The organism is Polynucleobacter sp. IMCC 29146, from assembly GCF_021395195.1.
GTDB lineage: Bacteria > Pseudomonadota > Gammaproteobacteria > Burkholderiales > Burkholderiaceae > Polynucleobacter.
The window spans coordinates 211,938-229,985 of sequence record NZ_JAJVCR010000001.1; the positions used below are offsets into that span (position 1 = coordinate 211,938).

An 18,048-nucleotide genomic window follows, 5' to 3' on the forward strand; every position below is an offset into this window, starting at 1 on the left:
TAGTTCAATTTATTATGAGCGATATTCTCACTACGATTGTGGCCACCAAACGCCAAGAAGTCCTTGCTGCGCAAGCGCTTGTTGCGTTTGCCCAATTGCGCTCTCAAGTCGAACGCCAGCAAAGTAATTCCGACTTTCAACCCCGCGGATTTGCTCAAGCAATTGAACGCTCAATTTTGACTGAAGGTTCTGCTGTCATTGCTGAAATAAAAAAAGCTAGCCCAAGTAAAGGCGTACTGCGCGAAAATTTTGACCCCAGTGCTATTGCCAAATCGTATGCAGAACATGGCGCCGCTTGTTTATCAGTATTAACTGATGTGAATTATTTTCAGGGTTGTTCTGCTTATCTTGAGGCGGCACGAGCTGCCTGTAAGCTGCCAGTCTTACGTAAAGATTTCACCATTGACGTTTATCAAGTCTATGAAGCAAGAGCAATGGGTGCGGATGCTATTTTACTAATTGTGGCTGCGCTTGATCTCAAGCAAATGCAAGATTTAGAAGCTTGCGCCCTCGCTTTGGGCCTCGATGTCTTAGTTGAAGTACATAACAGAGAAGAGCTCGATTTAGCTTTACAACTAAAAACGCCCTTGCTAGGAATTAATAATCGCAACTTAAAAACATTTAATGTGTCGTTGCAAACTACACTCGATTTACTACCTCAAATTCCTAGCGACAAGCGCATTGTGACCGAGTCGGGAATTTTACAGCGCTGTGATGTAGAGCTGATGAGAGCCAATCGAGTGAACGCGTTTCTGGTTGGCGAGGCTTTTATGCGAGCGCCCGAGCCTGGGCTTGCGCTAAGCCAAATCTTTGCTTAAACGTTAAACAAAAAATTCAATACATCACCATCTTTGACGACATACTCCTTACCTTCTGCGCGCATTTTACCGGCCTCTTTTGCACCAGCTTCGCCTTTGTATTGAATAAAATCGGTAAATGAAATTGTTTGGGCACGAATAAAGCCGCGCTCAAAATCCGTATGAATGACACCTGCCGCTTGTGGGGCTGTGGCACCCACAGCAATTGTCCAAGCGCGCACCTCTTTCACGCCTGCAGTGAAGTAGGTTTGCAAACCCAGTAAAGAATAGGCGGCACGAATAACTCGATCTAAACCTGGCTCAGTCATCCCTAAATCAGTCAAAAATTCAGTTTTATCTGCTTCATCTAAATCGGCAATTTCAGCCTCGATTGCTGCGCAAACTGCCACTACTGGCGCGCCCTCTTTAGCGGCATGATTTTTAACGGCATCTAAATAAGGATTATTTTCAAAGCCATTTTCCTTCACGTTAGCAACATACATCGTTGGCTTAGCGGTAATCAAACATAAGGGTTTTAAAAGGACCTTTTCATCTTCGCTGAATGCCAAGCTACGCACTGGTTTAGCCAAATCGAGTTGCGCCTGCACTTTAGTCAAAACTGCCACTAAAGCAGCCGCCTCTTTATCATTGCCAGATTTTGCAGCTTTACTTGAGCGATTAAGGACTTTTTCTACCGTTGCCAAGTCGGACAAGGCTAATTCGGTATCGATCACCTCGATATCGGAAATCGGATCGATCTTGCCCGCCACGTGAACCACATTGGCATCGTCAAAACAACGCACGACATGGGTAATGGCATCGGTTTCGCGAATATTTGCTAGAAATTGATTGCCCAAGCCCTCGCCTTTTGAGGCCCCAGCAACGAGACCGGCAATATCCACAAATTCCACCACTGCCGGCAGAATGCGTTCTGGTACAACTATTGCTGCCAAGCCTTGTAAGCGGGTATCGGGCACCTCCACAATGCCCACATTGGGCTCGATAGTGCAAAAAGGATAATTCTCTGCCGCAATACCAGCTTTGGTAAGGGCATTAAATAAGGTTGATTTGCCGACATTAGGCAGGCCGACGATGCCACATTTTAAAGACATAGGGCTATTGTAAAGGGGCTTTTTCGCTATCATCAGTACATGAGCTCATTACCGCCCTCTTTTAAACCACGTCAATTTGATATTGCAGTGGTTGGTGCTGGGCTGATCGGTAAAGTAAGCGCCCTTGGATTGGCCCAGTTGGGGCTCTCTACTGTGCACATTGCACCCACTCTCTCTCAACTCAGCACCACCCCAGCAGCAGGCCAATGGAGTCAACGAATTTATGCCTTTTCTTCCAGCTCCCAAGCCCTCCTGAAAAAAATCCAAGTATGGGACGCGCTTGATTTAAGCCGTTTTCAAGTCGTGCGGGATATGCGTATCTTTGGTGATCGCAATGGCCCCCAAGATCAATTGCATTTTTCAGCCTTTGAAGCTGGTACAGCGCAACTCGCTTGGATCGGTGAGGCAAACTTAATTGAGCAAACCTTAGACCAGGCTAGCCGTTTTCAAAACAAACTTGAACGGCTCGATGCTACCGTCACCGAACTTGCATTTACAGAGACCGAAGCTAAATTGACCCTCGATAATCAAGTGGAAATTCGGGCCAAACTGGTAATTGGCGCAGACGGTGCCCGCTCGAACATCCGCGAATTTGCTGGCATTACTGTCGAGCAGAATAATTACCAACAAAGCGCTGTAGTGGCAAATTGGTTCTGCGAATTGCCTCATCTAGAAACCGCCTATCAATGGTTTCTAAGCGATGGCGACATTCTGGCCATGTTGCCGCTACCTGATCAGCAAGTGTCCATGGTATGGTCTACCTCGCCTGAAAATGCCAATACCTTGTTAAAGTTCAATGAGGGTGAATGGCAGGTGCGCTTTGCTGAATTAGCTCAGGGCGCGGTGCATGCCACCCTAGGAAACCTGCGTCTCAATTCTGCACCGGCAGCCTTCCCTTTAAGTAAAATTCGGGCCAAGCAACTCATTGGACCTGCGCATAATCCCCAAGTTATTTTAGTCGGCGATGCCGCCCATGTGATGCACCCCTTAGCAGGGCAGGGACTTAACCTAGGCTTACGCGATGTGGCAACCGTCTTACGGGTACTAGAAAAAAGGGAGTCTTTTCGCCAAATAAATGACCGCGTGTTGTTGCGTCGCTATGAACGCGAGCGTCAGGGCGATACTAGTGCCCTACTTTGGGTTACCGATCGCCTAAAAAAATTATTTGCTGCGCAAAGCACTTTCGAGCAGGGCTTACGGAATTGGGGCCTTGGTTTAGTTAATCAGAGCCATTTATTGAAACGCCGTTTAATTCATCAGGCATTAGGAGAAAATCATTTTGAATAGAATTATTACTTCACAATTTCTAGCTACTTTTTTTTATCCTCTATTGCTCTTGCTATCAATTTCCCAAGTAAACGCGCAAAGTACTCCCGTTAAGGCGCCTGCGCCAGTAGTTAGTGCAACCCCAAGTGTCGTTATCACTCCAGGTAACGTCGAACGCACAATTAAAACTGAATTACAAAAAAAATTGGGCACCTCTGCCAATGTGAAAGGGGTGATCCCGAGCCCAGTAAGCGGTATCTATGAAGTTCAGGTGGGTAATGAAATTGTCTATACCGATGCCAACGCAAAATACTTGATTCAGGGTAATTTGATTGACTTAGTCAGCGGTAAAAATTTAACTGAAATACGGCAGTCCGATTTAAACCGCATTCGCTGGGCCGATCTTTTACCGAGCAATGCCTTAAAGGATGTGCGGGGCAATGGCAGTAGGCAATTAGCGATTTTTGCCGACCCTAATTGTGGCTACTGTAAGCGTCTTGAGAAAGCCCTGCAACCCCTTGATAACATCACCATCTATACCTACCTAGTACCCATTCTCTCACCTGACTCGGCCCAAAAATCAAAACAAATTTGGTGCTCGACCGATCCCTTGAAAACTTGGCACGACTGGATGATTAACGGTATTGCACCAACGGGTAAAGCAGATTGTGCGACGCCAATTGAAAAAAACCAAGCATTGGCAAAAACCTATTCGGTTACCGGCACACCGACACTATTTTTTACCGACGGTAGTCGTATTCCTGGTGCAGCCCAAGTAAGTGATATAGAGAAAAAATTAGCCTCCTTAAAATAAGTCAACTCTGCGCAATCATGTCGACCTCAACTCTATCCCCGACTTTAAATGCCGATGAACCCTTTGTAATTCAATACACCATTTGGCCTGCTGATTTAGTCGGGCATCGCTTTCAAGTCAATTTATGTATTCTCAAACCCCATGCCGATGGGCAAATTTTGCAAATGCCCACCTGGATTCCAGGTAGCTATTTAATCCGCGATTTTAGTAAACAAATCGAAACGCTAACCGCTTTTGCTCGCATTGGATCTAAGCTTAAGCCACTGAAATTAACTCGACTTGATAATGATCGTTGGCAATTACCCCCAGTAGATGGAGCAGTAGAAGTGAATGCCACCATTTACGCCTTTGATCCCTCAGTACGTACTGCTTACTTAGATCAGGAGCGGGGATTTTTTAATGCAAGCAGTCTCTGCTTGGCAGTAAACGGTCAAACTGATTTACCTTGTTCGCTCATCCTAGTGCCTCCGCAACACAATCTCAAGCAAGCAAATGAGTGGCAGGTACAAACCACTTTAACGAGCGCCAAAGTAGATACACAGGGATTTGGTTTTTATTTGGCTCGAAACTATGATGATTTATTAGATCATCCCGTTGCCTTAGGCCAATTTCAGCTAGTCCACTGGCGCTCAGGTGGTGTAAGGCACACTATGGCCATTCAGGGCTGCCGACTAGCAATTGATGCCAAGCGCCTTGGCAATGACCTACAAGCTATCTGCACTACTGCAATTCATTTCTTTGAGCCTAAAACCCAAAAGCCCCCGTTCACCAATTACACGTTTTTGGTGAACGCAGTACTTGCTGGCTACGGCGGGCTTGAACATCGCAATAGCTCAGCCTTGTTATGTCGACGTGAGCAAATTCCCCAAATTAATGCTGTGCTTGATGAATCTGCCTACCGCGAATTTTTGGGCTTATGTAGTCATGAGTATTTTCATGCTTGGCTGGTTAAGCGTATCCAAGCAAAAGTATTTCAACCGTATCGGCTCGATCAGCGCACGCATACGCGCTTGCTCTGGCTCTTCGAAGGCTTTACGAGTTATTACGATGACTTACTCTTATTTCGCAGTAAGCGCATGACGCTTAAAACCTATTTAGAGTGTGTGGCAAATAACTGGAATAGTGTGTTACGCGGCTCAGGACGGCACAAGCAAAGTCTAGCCGACAGCTCTTTTGACGCTTGGACAAAATTTTATCAAAGCGATGAAAATACCTCTAATGCCGTAGTCAGTTATTACGCTAAAGGCGCAATGCTCGCCTTGGGTCTTGATTTGCTTATCCGCCACTTTTCGCAGCAACGTAAATCATTAGATGATGCCATGCGCCTACTTTGGAAATGGCATGGCCGCACTCAAAAAGGCCTTCCTGAAGAAGGACTAGATGCAATTATGTTAGTGCTCTTGGGGCCAGAATTTGCTAAACCTTGGAAAGATTTTAAAGCGCGCTATATCAACGGTACCGAAGATATTCCTTTAGAAGAATGGTTTGACCCCCAAATTATTCGTGTCAAACTCAAAACCCTTGCTCATATTGAGCAACTTAAGCTCGATTTTGGCTTTCGTTTTATTGAGGCACAAGGCTGGCTCAAAATTACCCATGTATTTGATTCTGGCTTTGCCCAAATAGCAGGACTAGCTCCACACGATTTACTCATTAGCATTAATGAGCAGCGTGTCACTGTTGCGCGCTGGAATAGCGTACTGAATCAACTCAAACTTGGTGAACGCATTCGGATCCGCTACTTCCGTCAAGACCTGGAACACGAGACTCGGCTGCAATTAAAAATACTCGAGCCTATCGCTCAATACCAATTGCTGCCGAGCAATGAGAAATTTAACTGACGCGATACCTTTGTCGTGGCGTGAATTATTGCGGGATTATTTGCAGTCAGCGACTTGGCATGAGTTACAGTCTCGCCTGCAAGCCGAAATTAGGTTGTATCCCCAAGCCATTTGTCCGCCGCCTGAATTTTTTTTTAAAGCGCTTGAACTGACTGCGGTAGATCAAGTAAAAGTGGTCATTCTCGGTCAAGACCCTTATCACTCCCCTGGCTTAGCCCAAGGACTAGCCTTCTCAATTCCTGCAGAAATTGCCATTCGTTCCAAACAGTTTCCCAGCTCCTTACGTAATATTAGTAAAGCGCTGGCTCTTGAAGGGCTTGGTTTACTCAAACATGGTGACCTTAGTCATTGGGCTAAACAAGGTGTGCTGCTTCTCAATACGGCTTTAAGTGTGCGTCTGGGTAAACCAACTAGCCATACCCATTTGGGTTGGGACGGCCTGATTGATCACCTTATTCTCCAGCTAGCAAGGCAACGCCCCAACTTAGTCTGGCTTTTGTGGGGAGGGCATGCGCAAGCTAAATTACCGCTCATTGAGCGCTCTGAAACGGGCATACAGCCCTTGATTTTGCAAGCCTCTCACCCCTCAGGCTTGGGGGTTTATAAAACTAAAAAACCTTTTTTAGAAGCCGGTAATACCGGTAGTTGCCGGCACTTTATACAAAGTAACCAATGGCTGCAGAAATTAGGGAAAGCCGAAATTAGCTGGGCTAGCGGGTAAAACTGGTGTAAATTGCCGCCACCATCCAAGCGGCCAAAATGGCAATGAACCATTCGAGCATTTGACCTGGCTTTACAAGGGCTCCCATTAAGGCCAAAAATGAACCTCCCCAGGCCCCAATAAAACCTGCGCCGATCGCGCCAATAATGCCTTTTATGCGCCCTCCCCCCCTATTCGAGGGCGTTTTTCGTGCAGGATAAAAGTACCAGGCTGACCAGCCTACAGTACCCCCAAGCAACAGAAAAGCTAAAAACCCCATCACTATCCCCATTAACAACGCCATCATATCTATAATCACCAGCATGAAGCTGCTGACACTAGGCATCAATCATCACACAGCGCCAGTGGCAGTTCGGGAAAAGGTGGCTTTTGATCCTGAATCTCTCCAAGATGCGCTGCATGATTTACGCTCGCACCTTAGCAGCGTAAATAGCACTCACCTGCCCGAAGCAACCATTTTATCGACTTGTAACCGTACCGAGTTGTACTGCGCTGCGAATGATGCTAAGTCTGAAGTTTTATTGCACGCGGCTACATTCGATTGGCTGGCTAAAAGCCAAAAATTGGCGCCCAGTACTTTAGAACCCCACCTCTATTCATTGCCACAATCAGATGCTGTAAGGCATGCTTTTCGGGTAGCGTGCGGGCTGGATTCAATGGTGATTGGGGAAACCCAAATTTTGGGGCAAATGAAAGACGCTGTACGCACAGCTAATGAAGCTGGCACCCTAGGCACCTATCTTAATCAACTGTTTCAAAAAACCTTTGCAGTTGCCAAAGAAGTGCGCGGCTCAACCGAAATTGGTGCACATTCCATTTCAATGGCTGCAGCCTCAGTTCGTTTGGCCGAACGTATTTTTGAAAAACTAGCTGAGCAGAAAATTTTATTTATTGGCGCAGGGGAAATGATTTCACTTTGCGCCACCCATTTTGTGGCTCGTCAACCGGCTCTTGCTGCCGTTGCTAATCGCACTCTTGAGCGTGGTCAAGAGTTAGCCGATGCGATTTCTGCTCAGGGCATTCCAGCAGAAACCTTACGTCTCTCTGAGTTACCGAGTCGGCTGCATGAATTTGACATTATTGTTTCCAGCACCGCTAGCACCCTGCCGATTATTGGTTTGGGAATGGTCGAAAGTGCGCTCAAACTCCGTCGACGGAAGCCAATGGTGATGATTGATTTGGCAGTGCCACGTGATTTTGAACCAGAAATTACGCGCTTAAACGATATCTATTTATATACCGTTGATGACCTTGGTGCAATGATTCAAACGGGCGCCTCGCTCCGCTTGGCGGCGGTTGATCAAGCTGAAGCGATCATTACTGATCGAGTGGGTAATTTTATGCATTGGCTACAAGGCCGTGATGCCGTGCCTTTAATCCAAGATATTCAGCAGCGCGGCGAGCATCTCCGGCAAATTGAGCTAGAGCGAGCGATGAAGCGCTTAATGCGCGGCGATGATCCACTTGAGGTTTTAAATCTCATGGCACAAGGCTTAACCAATAAATTTCTACATGGTTCCTTACACGCCTTACAGCATGCTAATGGCGCAGAACGGGATGCCTTAATTAAACTCTTACCCAAGCTATTTATTGCGCAAACTGGTGTCCATGGCACCGATCATTCTTCAGACCCTATTAGCGCTTCCAAACCCGCCAAGCCAGAGCATTAAATGAAACCCAGCATGCGGGCCAAGCTGGTGCATCTTGATACCCGTTTGGCTGAGCTTAACTCTCTCTTAACTTCATCAGAGTCAACCAAGGATATGGACTCCTATCGCAGGTTGACACGAGAACATGCAGAAATTGCTACTGTGGTTGAGCAATTTGGCTTTTATCGCCAAGCCGAAGCAAATTTAGCGGCTGCTGAAGAGATGCGGAGCGACCCTGAAATGAAAAATTTTGCCGATGAAGAGCAAAAACAAGCTAGCAATCAAATGCTTGAGCTTGAAGCTAGCTTACAAACCTTGCTTTTGCCCAAAGATGAAAATGATGAACGCAATGTCTTTCTAGAAATTCGTGCTGGAACTGGCGGCGATGAAAGTGCGCTATTTGCCAATGATTTATTACGGATGTATACCCGTTTCGCTGAGCGACAAGGTTGGAAAGTGGAAATCGTGAGTGCTGCTGAATCTGCTTTAGGGGGTTACAAAGAAGTAGTCTTGCGCTTAATTGGTCAATCGGTCTATGCGCGCATGAAATTTGAATCGGGTGGACACCGGGTGCAACGCGTGCCACAAACAGAAACTCAAGGACGGATTCATACGTCCGCTTGTACGGTTGCGGTCATGCCTGAGGCCGATGAAATTGAGGCGGTAAAAATCAATCCGGCTGACTTACGCATCGATACCTTTCGTGCCTCTGGTGCGGGGGGACAGCATATTAATAAAACCGATTCAGCCGTGCGTATTACTCATCTTCCGACTGGCATTGTGGTGGAGTGCCAAGACGATCGAAGCCAGCACCGCAATAAAGATCAGGCCATGAAAGTACTGGTTGCACGCATTATGGATGCCCGCCACCGTGAACACCATCAACAGGAAGCGCAAACCCGTAAATCGCTAATTGGTTCAGGCGATCGTAGCGATCGAATTCGGACTTATAACTTTCCACAAGGACGCATTACCGACCACCGTATTAATCTCACCTTATACAAAATTGAAGCCATGATGGATGGTGATTTAGGTGATCTGATGAATGCGCTAGCGGCCGAACATCAGGCTGAACTTTTAGCTGCCCTTGGCGATACTTAAGTCGCCACAACCCCTTAATTCACCTCATGGCCACCATTCGTTCGGTATTGAGTAAGACTGATTTGCCGGCTGCCGAGGCCCGCACTTTATTGGCGCATTTATTCGCGCACTATTTTCAGCTGCCGAAGTCAGCCTTAATTAGCCGTGATGAGATGCCCCTTTCTGGCCCTTTCCTCACTGACTGGCAAGCCCTAGAAGCCAGACGCATGAACGGCGAGCCCATTGCCTATCTTATTGGCAAACGGCCTTTTCATCAAATTGAACTAGCGGTGAATTCGGCCGTATTAGTACCCCGCCCTGAAACAGAATTATTGGTTGATCTTGCCCTGCAGGAAATGGCTCGGCTAAAACAGCAAAACCCAGCTGCTGCTCGGCATATACTCGATCTCGGCACAGGTTCTGGCGCCATTGCCCTAGCCATTGCCGCAGCCTTTGACGAACCTCAGGAGGCTATAAGTCAGCCCCGCATTGTGGCAACAGATCTTTCCGCCGAGGCCCTTCGCGTAGCCAAATTCAATGCGGTACATTTAAATCTTGATCAACGCATCGAATTGATTGAGGGCGATTGGTATCACGCTTTACCGCAACCCCTATTTACTGGGACTTTTGACCTCATTCTGAGTAATCCGCCGTATATTCATGCAAAAGACCAGCATTTACAGCAGGGTGATTTACGTTTTGAGCCCTTAGCCGCCCTAAGCGATGGAATAGATGGACTAAGTTGTCTGCGCACAATTATTGCAGGCGCGCGCCTATTTTTGCGGCCGCAGGGCTTCATTGCAGTGGAGCATGGCCATGATCAACTGAGCTCAGTCCTGCAGATGATGAACCGGGCTGGGCTACAAGAGGTGAAATCGTATACCGATCTAGCTGGACATCCCCGGGTAGTTAGTGCTCGCAAGCTAAATTAGCTGAATAACCCTAATTTGCATTCGGTCTTAAAATCGAGGAAAGTCTTCAGTGGTAATTAATTAATCAAATACAGAATTTATGAAGGATTCAAAATGGACGCCCAAGCACAAATTAAAGAAATTATTACTAGCCACCCGGTAGTGTTATTCATGAAAGGCACTGCGCAGTTTCCTCAGTGTGGCTTTTCCGGCAATGCAGTCAATATTCTCCGCGCCTGTGGTGTCGAGCACTTACATACTGTGAATGTATTTGATGATGAGGGTATTCGCCAAGGCATTAAACAATATGCCAATTGGCCCACTATTCCCCAGCTCTACATTAACGGTGAATTTGTGGGCGGCTCAGATATTTTGACAGAAATGTACGAAAGTGGCGAACTACAAAAATTAATTAAGCCCTAAATCTAGCGCAGCTAGCGTAAGCTATCACCATGGCGCTGGATTTTTCTATCCTACTTTTATTTGGCCTGTTGGTCGGTTCGTGCGCTGCCCTATTGGTCTATGCACTCAATCTTAAATCCACCTTAAGAAACCAGCAGACCCTTACCCTTACCGAAAATGGTTTGATTGAAAGCCTACGCAATGAACGTGATCTGGCAATTCAAAATGCGATTCGACTAGAAGCAGAATTAGCTGCAGAGCGCCGTCAAGCACAGGCAAGGCTCGAGTCACTCAATGAAGCGAAAGAAGCCCTGACAGCGCAATTTAAAAATTTAGCTAATGACATTTTGGAAGATAAAAGCAAACGCTTTGTAGAACAAAATGCAACCAGCTTAGATGCCTTACTAAAGCCACTACAAACCAAGCTTACAGAATTCAAAGAGCAAGTCAGTAGCTCGTATCAGAACGAAGCGCGAGAACGTTTTGCACTTAAAACTGAAATTGAGCGGCTTTCTAATTTAAATTTACGCATGTCTGATGAAACCCGTTCGCTTACTCAAGCCCTGAAAGGCGACTCCAAGGCACAAGGAAACTGGGGAGAATTGGTTCTTGAATCGATTCTAGAATCTTCTGGTTTACGCAAAGGTGAAGAATATCTAGTGCAAGACAGTCATACGCAGGCTGATGGCTCCCGTTTACAGCCCGATGTTGTCATCCGCTTGCCTGAAGGGCGTCATATCGTGGTTGATAGCAAGGTTTCAATTACAGCCTATGCACGTTATGCCGAAGCGCTTACCCCAGAAATTGGCCAGCCCGAGTTAAATTTACACATTCAATCGATTCGACAACATATGCAGGGACTTTCTAGTAAAAACTATAGTGCTCTGCATGGCTTAGGTGCCATTGATTTTGTTTTAATGTTTATTCCTATTGAGCCCGCCTTTATTGCCGCCATGAAGGCTGCGCCCAACTTACAAGATGAGGCCTTGTCTAAAAATATTGTTTTAGTTTGCCCCAGCACTCTCATGGCGACTTTAAGAACGGTGGCTCATTTATGGCGACAAGATCAACAAAATCGGAATGCGCTTGAAATTTCTCGTCAGTGTGGCGCGCTCTACGATAAATTTGTTGGCTTTGTAGAAGATTTACAAAAATTAGGTCAGCGGCTTGAGCAAGCACAAAGCTCATACCACGATGCCTTTAGTAAACTTAAATCGGGTAAAGGCAATTTAATTCGTGCTGCTGAAAAGGTACGTGCCTTAGGCGTAAAGCCCAGTAAATTAATTGATACCATGTTAATTGAAGCAGCTGACTCGGCAGACCTTGCGAACGAATAAATAAAAAACCCTGTTACCGTAGTAACAGGGTTTGTTTAATTCTAAAACTAGACTATTATTTTGCTGCTTTACGTCCACGTGAAGCTGGTGTGCTTGCTTTTTTAACTTGGTTCAATTGACCTTTAACCGAATCCATTGCTTGGTCAGCATTCTTTTCAACTGTAGCCAGGGCTTCTTTGCTTGCAGCACGGAACTGCTCAAAACCTTGTAAAACGCTACCGAATGAAGTTTTGAAGGCAGAAATATAGACGTCTGATCCTGCAGGTGCATTGCTGGCCAAGGTATTCATCCAATCTTGCGCGCTCGCTTGAATTTCATCAATGCTGGCATCAACTACATTCACAAACTCTTTATTGCTATCACGCAATAACTGAGTTACTTTACGTTGATAATCGGAAGCTTGATCACTTACTTCTTGCAAGGCATCAACACTCATCATTTCAGTTACTTGTTTTGGGTCTTTGGCACTCAGCACAGCTTGGAAGCTATCTTGAGCATTGACTAAAACTTCTTTAGAGGCAGCATAGTTCAGGGCAGCTAATTTCTCAGCGTTTTCTAGAGCAGCTTCGCTTAAAGAAAAAGTAGACTCGAGGCCTTTGCTTTGAATTTGCGACAATTTAGCGGTAATTTGATCTTGGTTCATGTGGGTTTCCATTTATAAATTAAAAGCGATTAAAAAATACATCATTAATATTGCACTGCACCATAGTACTTTAATGGAGCAGCGAATAGAAATCAAGAATTATTTGCTGCTTTGCAACAAATAATTCTCATATAGGCAAAATGTTCAATAAAATCAATACTTTAGATATAAAAAATAATTCTATGAAATACCGTAAAGTTGCCGTAGCGGCCTGTTTTGGCACCTTTTTAGAGTGGTATGACTTTCTGTGCTTTGCTGCGCTAGCAATTCAATTTGGCCCCTTATTCTTCCCATTTAGTAGCGCAGATGGCACTTCGTCCAATAGTCTGCTAGCGAGCCTAGCGACGTTTGGCGTAGGCATGGTGTTTCGCCCTATTGGTGCAGCTTTTTTTGGATCTTTGGCTGATCGCATTGGTCGGCGCCCCGTATTTTTGATCACGATGACACTGATGGGTGGATCAACTTTAGCGGTGGGCTTCTTACCCACCTTTAATCAAATTGGCTATGCCGCTCCAGTGTTATTAATTATTCTGCGCTTGTTACAGGGCTTATCGGCTGGTGGAGAAATTGGCGGTAGCGCAGTGTATTTAGCCGAACATGCTAACTTCGAAAAGCGTGGCTTTCAAACGAGTTTTTTGCAGTTAATGGGCCCGCTAGGCATATTGGCCTCAACCTTGCAAATCGCCTATTTGCAATTTGTGCTTAGTCCCGAGGCATTTCAAGAATGGGGTTGGCGCGTGCCCTTTTGGGTTTCCTTATTACTGCTCATCATTGCCTTAAAGACCCGCGTCGCTTTAGAGGAAACACCGATTTTTACTGCGCTTCATACTGCACAGGCAATTAGCAAAACGCCTTTACGGGATAATTTTCGTGATCAAACTACCCGGCGGCATATGTTCATCTTATTTTTTTGTATTTCAGCGGGTGGCTCAGTACTGTTCTTTTGTGTGCAGGTGTACACCGCAATCTATTTAAAATCGGCCCTCAAAATAGATCCCCAATTAGTTAATTCATTCAGTATCTATGCCACTTGCGCTTTATTCCCCTTGACCATCACTGCTGGCGCACTTTCTGATCGCTTTGGTCGAAAACCAATTGTGATTGCCGGTCTTATTCTGGGTACACTTTTCATTCTGCCTGCTTTTGCTCTGTTGGGGCACTTGGCTAGCAATGCAGCACAAAATAGCGTTGCGCTGATCTGGGTTTTGGTGGCACTATCTCTGCCATTAGCATTGGTCATTGGTCCACAATCGGCCTTATTGGCTGAACTTTTTCCTGCACAACGTCGTAGTAGTGCTGCCACCCTGCCACACAATTTTGCTGCTGGCTGGATTGGTGGTCTATTACCATTAATTGTGACTTGGCTAAATCAAACTTGGGCTAGCCCCTTAGTTGGGCTTTGGTACCCTACGGTATTTTTAGCTAGCGCTGCGCTACTTGCTATTTTTTATTTACCCGAAACCCGCCGCATTAACTTGCATCATTAACTACGGCAGTGCGCACTTAAAAATGCTTCGAGTTCGCGTATCGGTAAAACATCATCGAATAAGATATCTCGATTTGCTTGTATTTGCGCAACGATGTTAGTGCGATAGACTGAGTCTTGCGCTAAACGGACAGCAAGCGCTATGTACTCTTCGGCTGAATGGGTAATTAATTCAGGTAAATTAATGCGCTGTAAAATTCCTGCTGCGAGCCGTCCACGCATAAATTCTCCAGCTAGAGTGACGATCGGTAAATCACACTCAATGGCTTGCATGGCGGTATTGAAACCTGAAAACCCAAGCGTATCTAAAAATACATCAGCCTGCTGCATGAGACTAAAAAAATCGGGGCGTTCTAACCAAGGCACAAAGACCACGAAATCGCTTAACTTTAGCTGTTCCTTGGCAAAGGCTTGGGTTAATCGTGCCTCAAAGCGTGCTGTTAAATTGGCTTTGCTGTTCGCCACAAAAAATACAAGCTGGCAGGGCCCTAAGCGACGGGCAATTTCCACCAAAACCCAGTCGAATTGCGCAGCATATTTAAAAATACTGCCGGGACAAAGCAAAATGGGTAATTTTGTATTGATGCCAAAGTGCGCTAAGTTCACTTCGGTTGGGTTGACGCTCAGTCGCTCATAGCAACAGCCTAAATTAGATAAGGCTAATAATTGTTCAGAATAGTTATTGGGCGAAGCTGCATTTTCAAAACACTGTGCTGAAATAAAATAATCCATGGTGGGCAAACCGGTGGTTTCTGGATGCCCCCACATCACCAGCTGCAACGGCGCCAATCGTAAGCTGGCCAGCTTTGTAGTCATTTGATCCATGCCAACGTCGGGATAAATTAAGACTTCTACTTGTTGGGCCAAGATCGTTTCAGCCCAATCAGCTACTGCCGTCTTACCCTCAATAAATGATGTGGCCAAAGAGCGTGCTAGTTGCGTTTCTTGATCGTGCACTTGGCCTAAATAAAAGAAAATTAATTCAAATTCGCTACGCTTTAAATGATGAGCGAGACCTCTTAAAAATGCATTCCAAACGGGATGATCACATAAGTAATGGGTCACAATACCCAAGCGAATACGTCCACGAACCGCAAACTCCCGGGCTTGGTATCCCTGGCTTTGCTCCCAATTAGCCATTAATCGACGACATAGCTGACCATAGGTGCTCATTAATTCACGGTTGTTTTCCGCCTGATAAGCCAAATAAAAAGGCTGAAAGCTACCCACCACATCAGGGCCGACCCCAACTCCAAGCGGGGCTGTAGCGTGACTTTCAGGTACGGCAAACCAAGCATCTAATGCATGCAAACTAGCTGTAAATTGTTCGCGTGCAATTTTGAGATTTGCTCCAAAACCCTCAATTTGGGGAATTTGCAGAAAAGTTCGCGCCCATTTTGCGCGCGCTAAGTTTGGATTAATGGCCAAGGCCTTATCGCAACTAAGAGCACCTTCCTGCTCTTGACCCATATCTCCCAATAAAATGCCGCGGTTATACCAAGGATCGGCAAGACCAGGATTTATTTGCAGCGCTTTTTCGTAACACTGCAAAGCCTCTAGCGGTTTTTCTAAGGCCTTATAAGTATTGCCTAAATTATTATAGGCAAGCGCATTATTTGGTTGCAGGTGCACTGCTTTTTCATAGCTTTGTAAAGCTGCATCATATTCAGCTAAGGCAAATAAAGCGAAGCCTTGGTTGAGATAAGCTTCAGAAAAATGAGCGTCAACCCGAATCGCTTGCGCAAAATAAATTAATGCGTTGCGATAATCTTGCTGCTGAATTAAAAGTAAGCCGAGATTGTTATAAGCCTCGACAAAGTGCGGATCTAAATCAATTGCTTTGTTATAACTTTTCAATGCAGCGGGATAATTTCCCAGTGCACTATAGGCATTTGCTAGATAGAGGTGGGCATGAGCTGATTTTGGGTTTAAAGCGATGCCCTTGCTAAACCAGTCAAGCGCCTCTTGGTTTTTGCCGGCCTGTGCGCATTGAATGCCAATGCCGGTAATGGTCTCAAAATCGCTAGCCATGTGCTGTAATTTTCAATCGAAAAAAGTGGTGCCCCATGTCCGACTCGAACAGACCACCTACTGATTACAAATCAGTTGCTCTACCAGATGAGCTAATGGGGCATGTAGCTATTTTAAACTACTTATTTGCCACTAAGGGCGAGCGCCAACGAAGCACCATACGCTTGAAATCTTCCTTCCAAAGGCCTAAACGCGACAGTTCATAATCTTCACCAGTTGAGCCAGCAAAACCAGCTAAAGCCGGCCAAATTGGCAATATAAATGCTTGTAGTTTTTTTTCTAAAACGATTTTTTTGAAGCATTGCTCAATCGTTTGCCGCAAAGGATCGTTGACCTGCAAATAGGCTTGCGCAAAAGTTTCGCGATAAAACGCTTTATCAACGATAAAAAAACGTGTATCAATATGATTTAAGGTGTAAGGCTTAAATTTCGTGACATTCGAAAAATCGGCATTGCAAATAAATCTACCATTCCAATACCGCAGGCAGGCAGAAAAGTTTTTTATCCATACTTTTGAAGTACATTTAATAAAAAAACTGGCCGCCTGCAAATGCTTTGAATGATCTAAAGCATAGTTAATGATTTCACCTTCACCATAACCTTTGCCAAGCTTGGCAACAAGCGCAGCATCATTTTGAAAATGGAGACATTCAATTTTCGCTTGGGGGAAATGGGTGCGCATGATGGTAGATAAGTCAAAATTAGAACCGTCGCAAATCACCATTTGAATTTCAGGTTCCAGTTCCAGCCATTTACCAATCGCAACCAAAGTAAGTCGCAGACGTTCGTCTGGATCACTAATAACGGGTTGCTGATCAGCAATGCTAATTGCCGAAGTTATTAATAATGGTGGTAGTTGCATATGCGTATGCATACTCAGTAGATATTACTTAACAATTTTTAAGGCTGGCCTACTAGCAGTCGCTGGCTTACTTTTTCTTAAGGACTCTGCAGCACTATCATCTGGCGGATTTGCCTCAAAAGGAAATGACATGCCTTGGCCATTTTCACGCGCATAAATTGCTAAGACATGTGAAATAGGCACGAAAACTTTTTTAGGAACCCCACTAAAGCGAGCTTGAAAACTAATTGAGTCATTTTCAAGCTGTAATTCATGACATGCTTCAGTTGAAAGATTTAAAACAATCTCATCATTTTTAACAAACTCCATTGGCACTTCAACCTGCTGATCTACAAAAACAGCAATAAATGGAGTAAAACCAAAATCGCTGCACCACTGATGTAGTGCGCGAATTAAATAGGGTTTTGTACTAGGGGTGTGATCGGCCATGTGTTCGACGGGTACAAAACCCCTAGTTTAGGTCTGAGTCTAATACTGCTTAGCGACGCATGACTTTTTCGGAAGGGGTTAAAGCCTCAATATAGGCTGGGCGACTGAAAATACGTTCGGCATATTTCAGCAAAGGCGCAGCGTTACGCGATAAATCAATGCCATAGTGTTCAAGGCGCCACAATAGCGGCGCAATAGCCACATCAAGCATAGAAAACTCATCGCCTAACATGTACTTGTTTTTGATAAAGATCGGGGCTAACTGGGTTAAGCGATCACGAATTGCCAAGCGGGCTTTATCGTGTCCCTTTTCGGCGGCCTTGCCTTTTTCATTTTCTAAACCAATGACATGAATAAAGAGTTCTTTTTCAAAATTAAAGAGGAATAAACGAGCCCGAGCCCGTGCAACTGGATCGGGTGGCATTAATTGGGGATGTGGGAAACGCTCGTCGATATATTCATTGATGATATTGGACTCATACAAAATCAAATCTCGCTCGACCAAAATTGGTACTTGAGCGTAGGGGTTCATCACTGAGATATCTTCGGGTTTGTTGAATAAATCAACATCGCGAATCTCAAAATCCATGCCTTTTTCGAATAACACTAGGCGGCAGCGTTGCGAGAATGGGCAGTTAGTGCCCGAGTACAACACCATCATATGCAA

18 protein-coding genes and 1 tRNA gene are annotated in these 18,048 nt (G+C 45.3%); 11 read left to right on the forward strand and 8 right to left on the reverse strand.

Annotated elements, in window-relative coordinates:
* Positions 1-14: 14 nt before the first annotated feature.
* Complete coding sequence (trpC, locus tag LZT22_RS01070) at positions 15-818, forward strand: indole-3-glycerol phosphate synthase TrpC (protein WP_233923206.1); 804 nt, start codon at positions 15-17, stop codon at positions 816-818.
* Here the strand turns inward: trpC and ychF are convergent.
* Entirely contained in the window at positions 815-1,909 is a 1,095-nt protein-coding gene (ychF, locus tag LZT22_RS01075; protein ID WP_233923207.1) for a redox-regulated ATPase YchF, read from the reverse strand. The two genes, trpC and ychF, sit on opposite strands and share 4 nt — an antisense overlap.
* Positions 1,910-1,948: 39 nt before the next feature.
* On the opposite strand from ychF, the gene LZT22_RS01080 reads away from it, so the two are divergent.
* From LZT22_RS01080 to LZT22_RS01095, 4 genes are read left to right on the forward strand one after another with little or no spacing between them, the layout of a single operon-like run.
* Positions 1,949-3,196 carry an FAD-dependent monooxygenase gene (locus tag LZT22_RS01080; protein WP_233923208.1) on the forward strand — a complete coding sequence of 416 codons (1,248 nt, stop codon included), beginning with the start codon at positions 1,949-1,951 and terminating at the stop codon, positions 3,194-3,196.
* Positions 3,189-3,989 (forward strand): DsbC family protein, encoded by an 801-nt coding sequence (locus LZT22_RS01085; RefSeq protein ID WP_233923209.1) that lies wholly within the window; start codon positions 3,189-3,191, stop codon positions 3,987-3,989. Before LZT22_RS01080 ends, LZT22_RS01085 begins: the two co-directional genes overlap by 8 nt.
* A 17-nt stretch (positions 3,990-4,006) precedes the next feature.
* Entirely contained in the window at positions 4,007-5,830 is a 1,824-nt protein-coding gene (locus LZT22_RS01090) for a M61 family metallopeptidase (protein WP_233923210.1), read from the forward strand.
* Positions 5,814-6,551: a uracil-DNA glycosylase gene (locus LZT22_RS01095; RefSeq protein WP_233923211.1), complete on the forward strand. Its 738-nt coding sequence runs from the start codon at positions 5,814-5,816 to the stop codon at positions 6,549-6,551. Before LZT22_RS01090 ends, LZT22_RS01095 begins: the two co-directional genes overlap by 17 nt.
* Here the strand turns inward: LZT22_RS01095 and LZT22_RS01100 are convergent.
* On the reverse strand, positions 6,541-6,855 hold the full coding sequence (locus tag LZT22_RS01100) for a hypothetical protein (RefSeq protein ID WP_233923212.1): 315 nt from the start codon (positions 6,853-6,855) through the stop codon (positions 6,541-6,543). The genes LZT22_RS01095 and LZT22_RS01100 overlap by 11 nt on opposite strands.
* On the opposite strand from LZT22_RS01100, the gene hemA reads away from it, so the two are divergent.
* From hemA to LZT22_RS01125, 5 genes are all read left to right on the forward strand, one after another.
* Positions 6,854-8,221, forward strand: a complete 1,368-nt coding sequence (gene hemA, locus LZT22_RS01105) for a glutamyl-tRNA reductase (RefSeq protein ID WP_233923213.1) — start codon at positions 6,854-6,856, stop codon at positions 8,219-8,221. The two genes, LZT22_RS01100 and hemA, sit on opposite strands and share 2 nt — an antisense overlap.
* Positions 8,222-9,301: a peptide chain release factor 1 gene (gene prfA, locus LZT22_RS01110; RefSeq protein ID WP_233923214.1), complete on the forward strand. Its 1,080-nt coding sequence runs from the start codon at positions 8,222-8,224 to the stop codon at positions 9,299-9,301. It begins immediately after the preceding gene.
* 26 nt (positions 9,302-9,327) lie between these two features.
* Positions 9,328-10,212: a peptide chain release factor N(5)-glutamine methyltransferase gene (gene prmC, locus LZT22_RS01115; RefSeq protein WP_233923215.1), complete on the forward strand. Its 885-nt coding sequence runs from the start codon at positions 9,328-9,330 to the stop codon at positions 10,210-10,212.
* Positions 10,213-10,305: 93 nt separating this feature from the next.
* Positions 10,306-10,614: a Grx4 family monothiol glutaredoxin gene (gene grxD, locus LZT22_RS01120; RefSeq protein ID WP_233923216.1), complete on the forward strand. Its 309-nt coding sequence runs from the start codon at positions 10,306-10,308 to the stop codon at positions 10,612-10,614.
* Positions 10,615-10,643: 29 nt separating this feature from the next.
* Complete coding sequence (locus LZT22_RS01125; protein WP_233923217.1) at positions 10,644-11,930, forward strand: DNA recombination protein RmuC; 1,287 nt, start codon at positions 10,644-10,646, stop codon at positions 11,928-11,930.
* A gap of 55 nt (positions 11,931-11,985) precedes the next feature.
* On the opposite strand, the gene LZT22_RS01130 is transcribed toward LZT22_RS01125, so the two are convergent.
* Entirely contained in the window at positions 11,986-12,573 is a 588-nt protein-coding gene (locus LZT22_RS01130; RefSeq protein ID WP_233923218.1) for a phasin family protein, read from the reverse strand.
* 182 nt (positions 12,574-12,755) lie between these two features.
* Between LZT22_RS01130 and LZT22_RS01135 the strand changes: the two genes are divergently transcribed.
* On the forward strand, positions 12,756-14,060 hold the full coding sequence (locus LZT22_RS01135) for an MFS transporter (protein WP_233923219.1): 1,305 nt from the start codon (positions 12,756-12,758) through the stop codon (positions 14,058-14,060).
* Here LZT22_RS01135 and LZT22_RS01140 read toward each other — a convergent pair.
* From LZT22_RS01140 to LZT22_RS01160, 5 genes are all read right to left on the reverse strand, one after another.
* Positions 14,057-16,090, reverse strand: coding sequence for a glycosyltransferase family 41 protein (locus LZT22_RS01140; RefSeq protein ID WP_233923220.1), 2,034 nt, complete (start codon positions 16,088-16,090; stop codon positions 14,057-14,059). The two genes, LZT22_RS01135 and LZT22_RS01140, sit on opposite strands and share 4 nt — an antisense overlap.
* A gap of 26 nt (positions 16,091-16,116) precedes the next feature.
* Positions 16,117-16,192 (reverse strand) — tRNA-Thr (locus LZT22_RS01145).
* Between the two features lie 16 nt (positions 16,193-16,208).
* Positions 16,209-16,952 carry a hypothetical protein gene (locus LZT22_RS01150; protein ID WP_233923221.1) on the reverse strand — a complete coding sequence of 248 codons (744 nt, stop codon included), beginning with the start codon at positions 16,950-16,952 and terminating at the stop codon, positions 16,209-16,211.
* A gap of 24 nt (positions 16,953-16,976) precedes the next feature.
* A complete protein-coding gene (locus LZT22_RS01155; RefSeq protein WP_233923222.1) occupies positions 16,977-17,381 on the reverse strand; it encodes a ClpXP protease specificity-enhancing factor in 405 nt (134 codons plus the stop codon).
* Between the two features lie 49 nt (positions 17,382-17,430).
* The gene (locus LZT22_RS01160; RefSeq protein WP_233923223.1) at positions 17,431-18,042 is read right to left on the reverse strand and encodes a glutathione S-transferase N-terminal domain-containing protein; all 612 of its coding nucleotides are present in this window, start codon (positions 18,040-18,042) and stop codon (positions 17,431-17,433) included.
* Between the last annotated feature and the right edge of the window lie 6 nt (positions 18,043-18,048).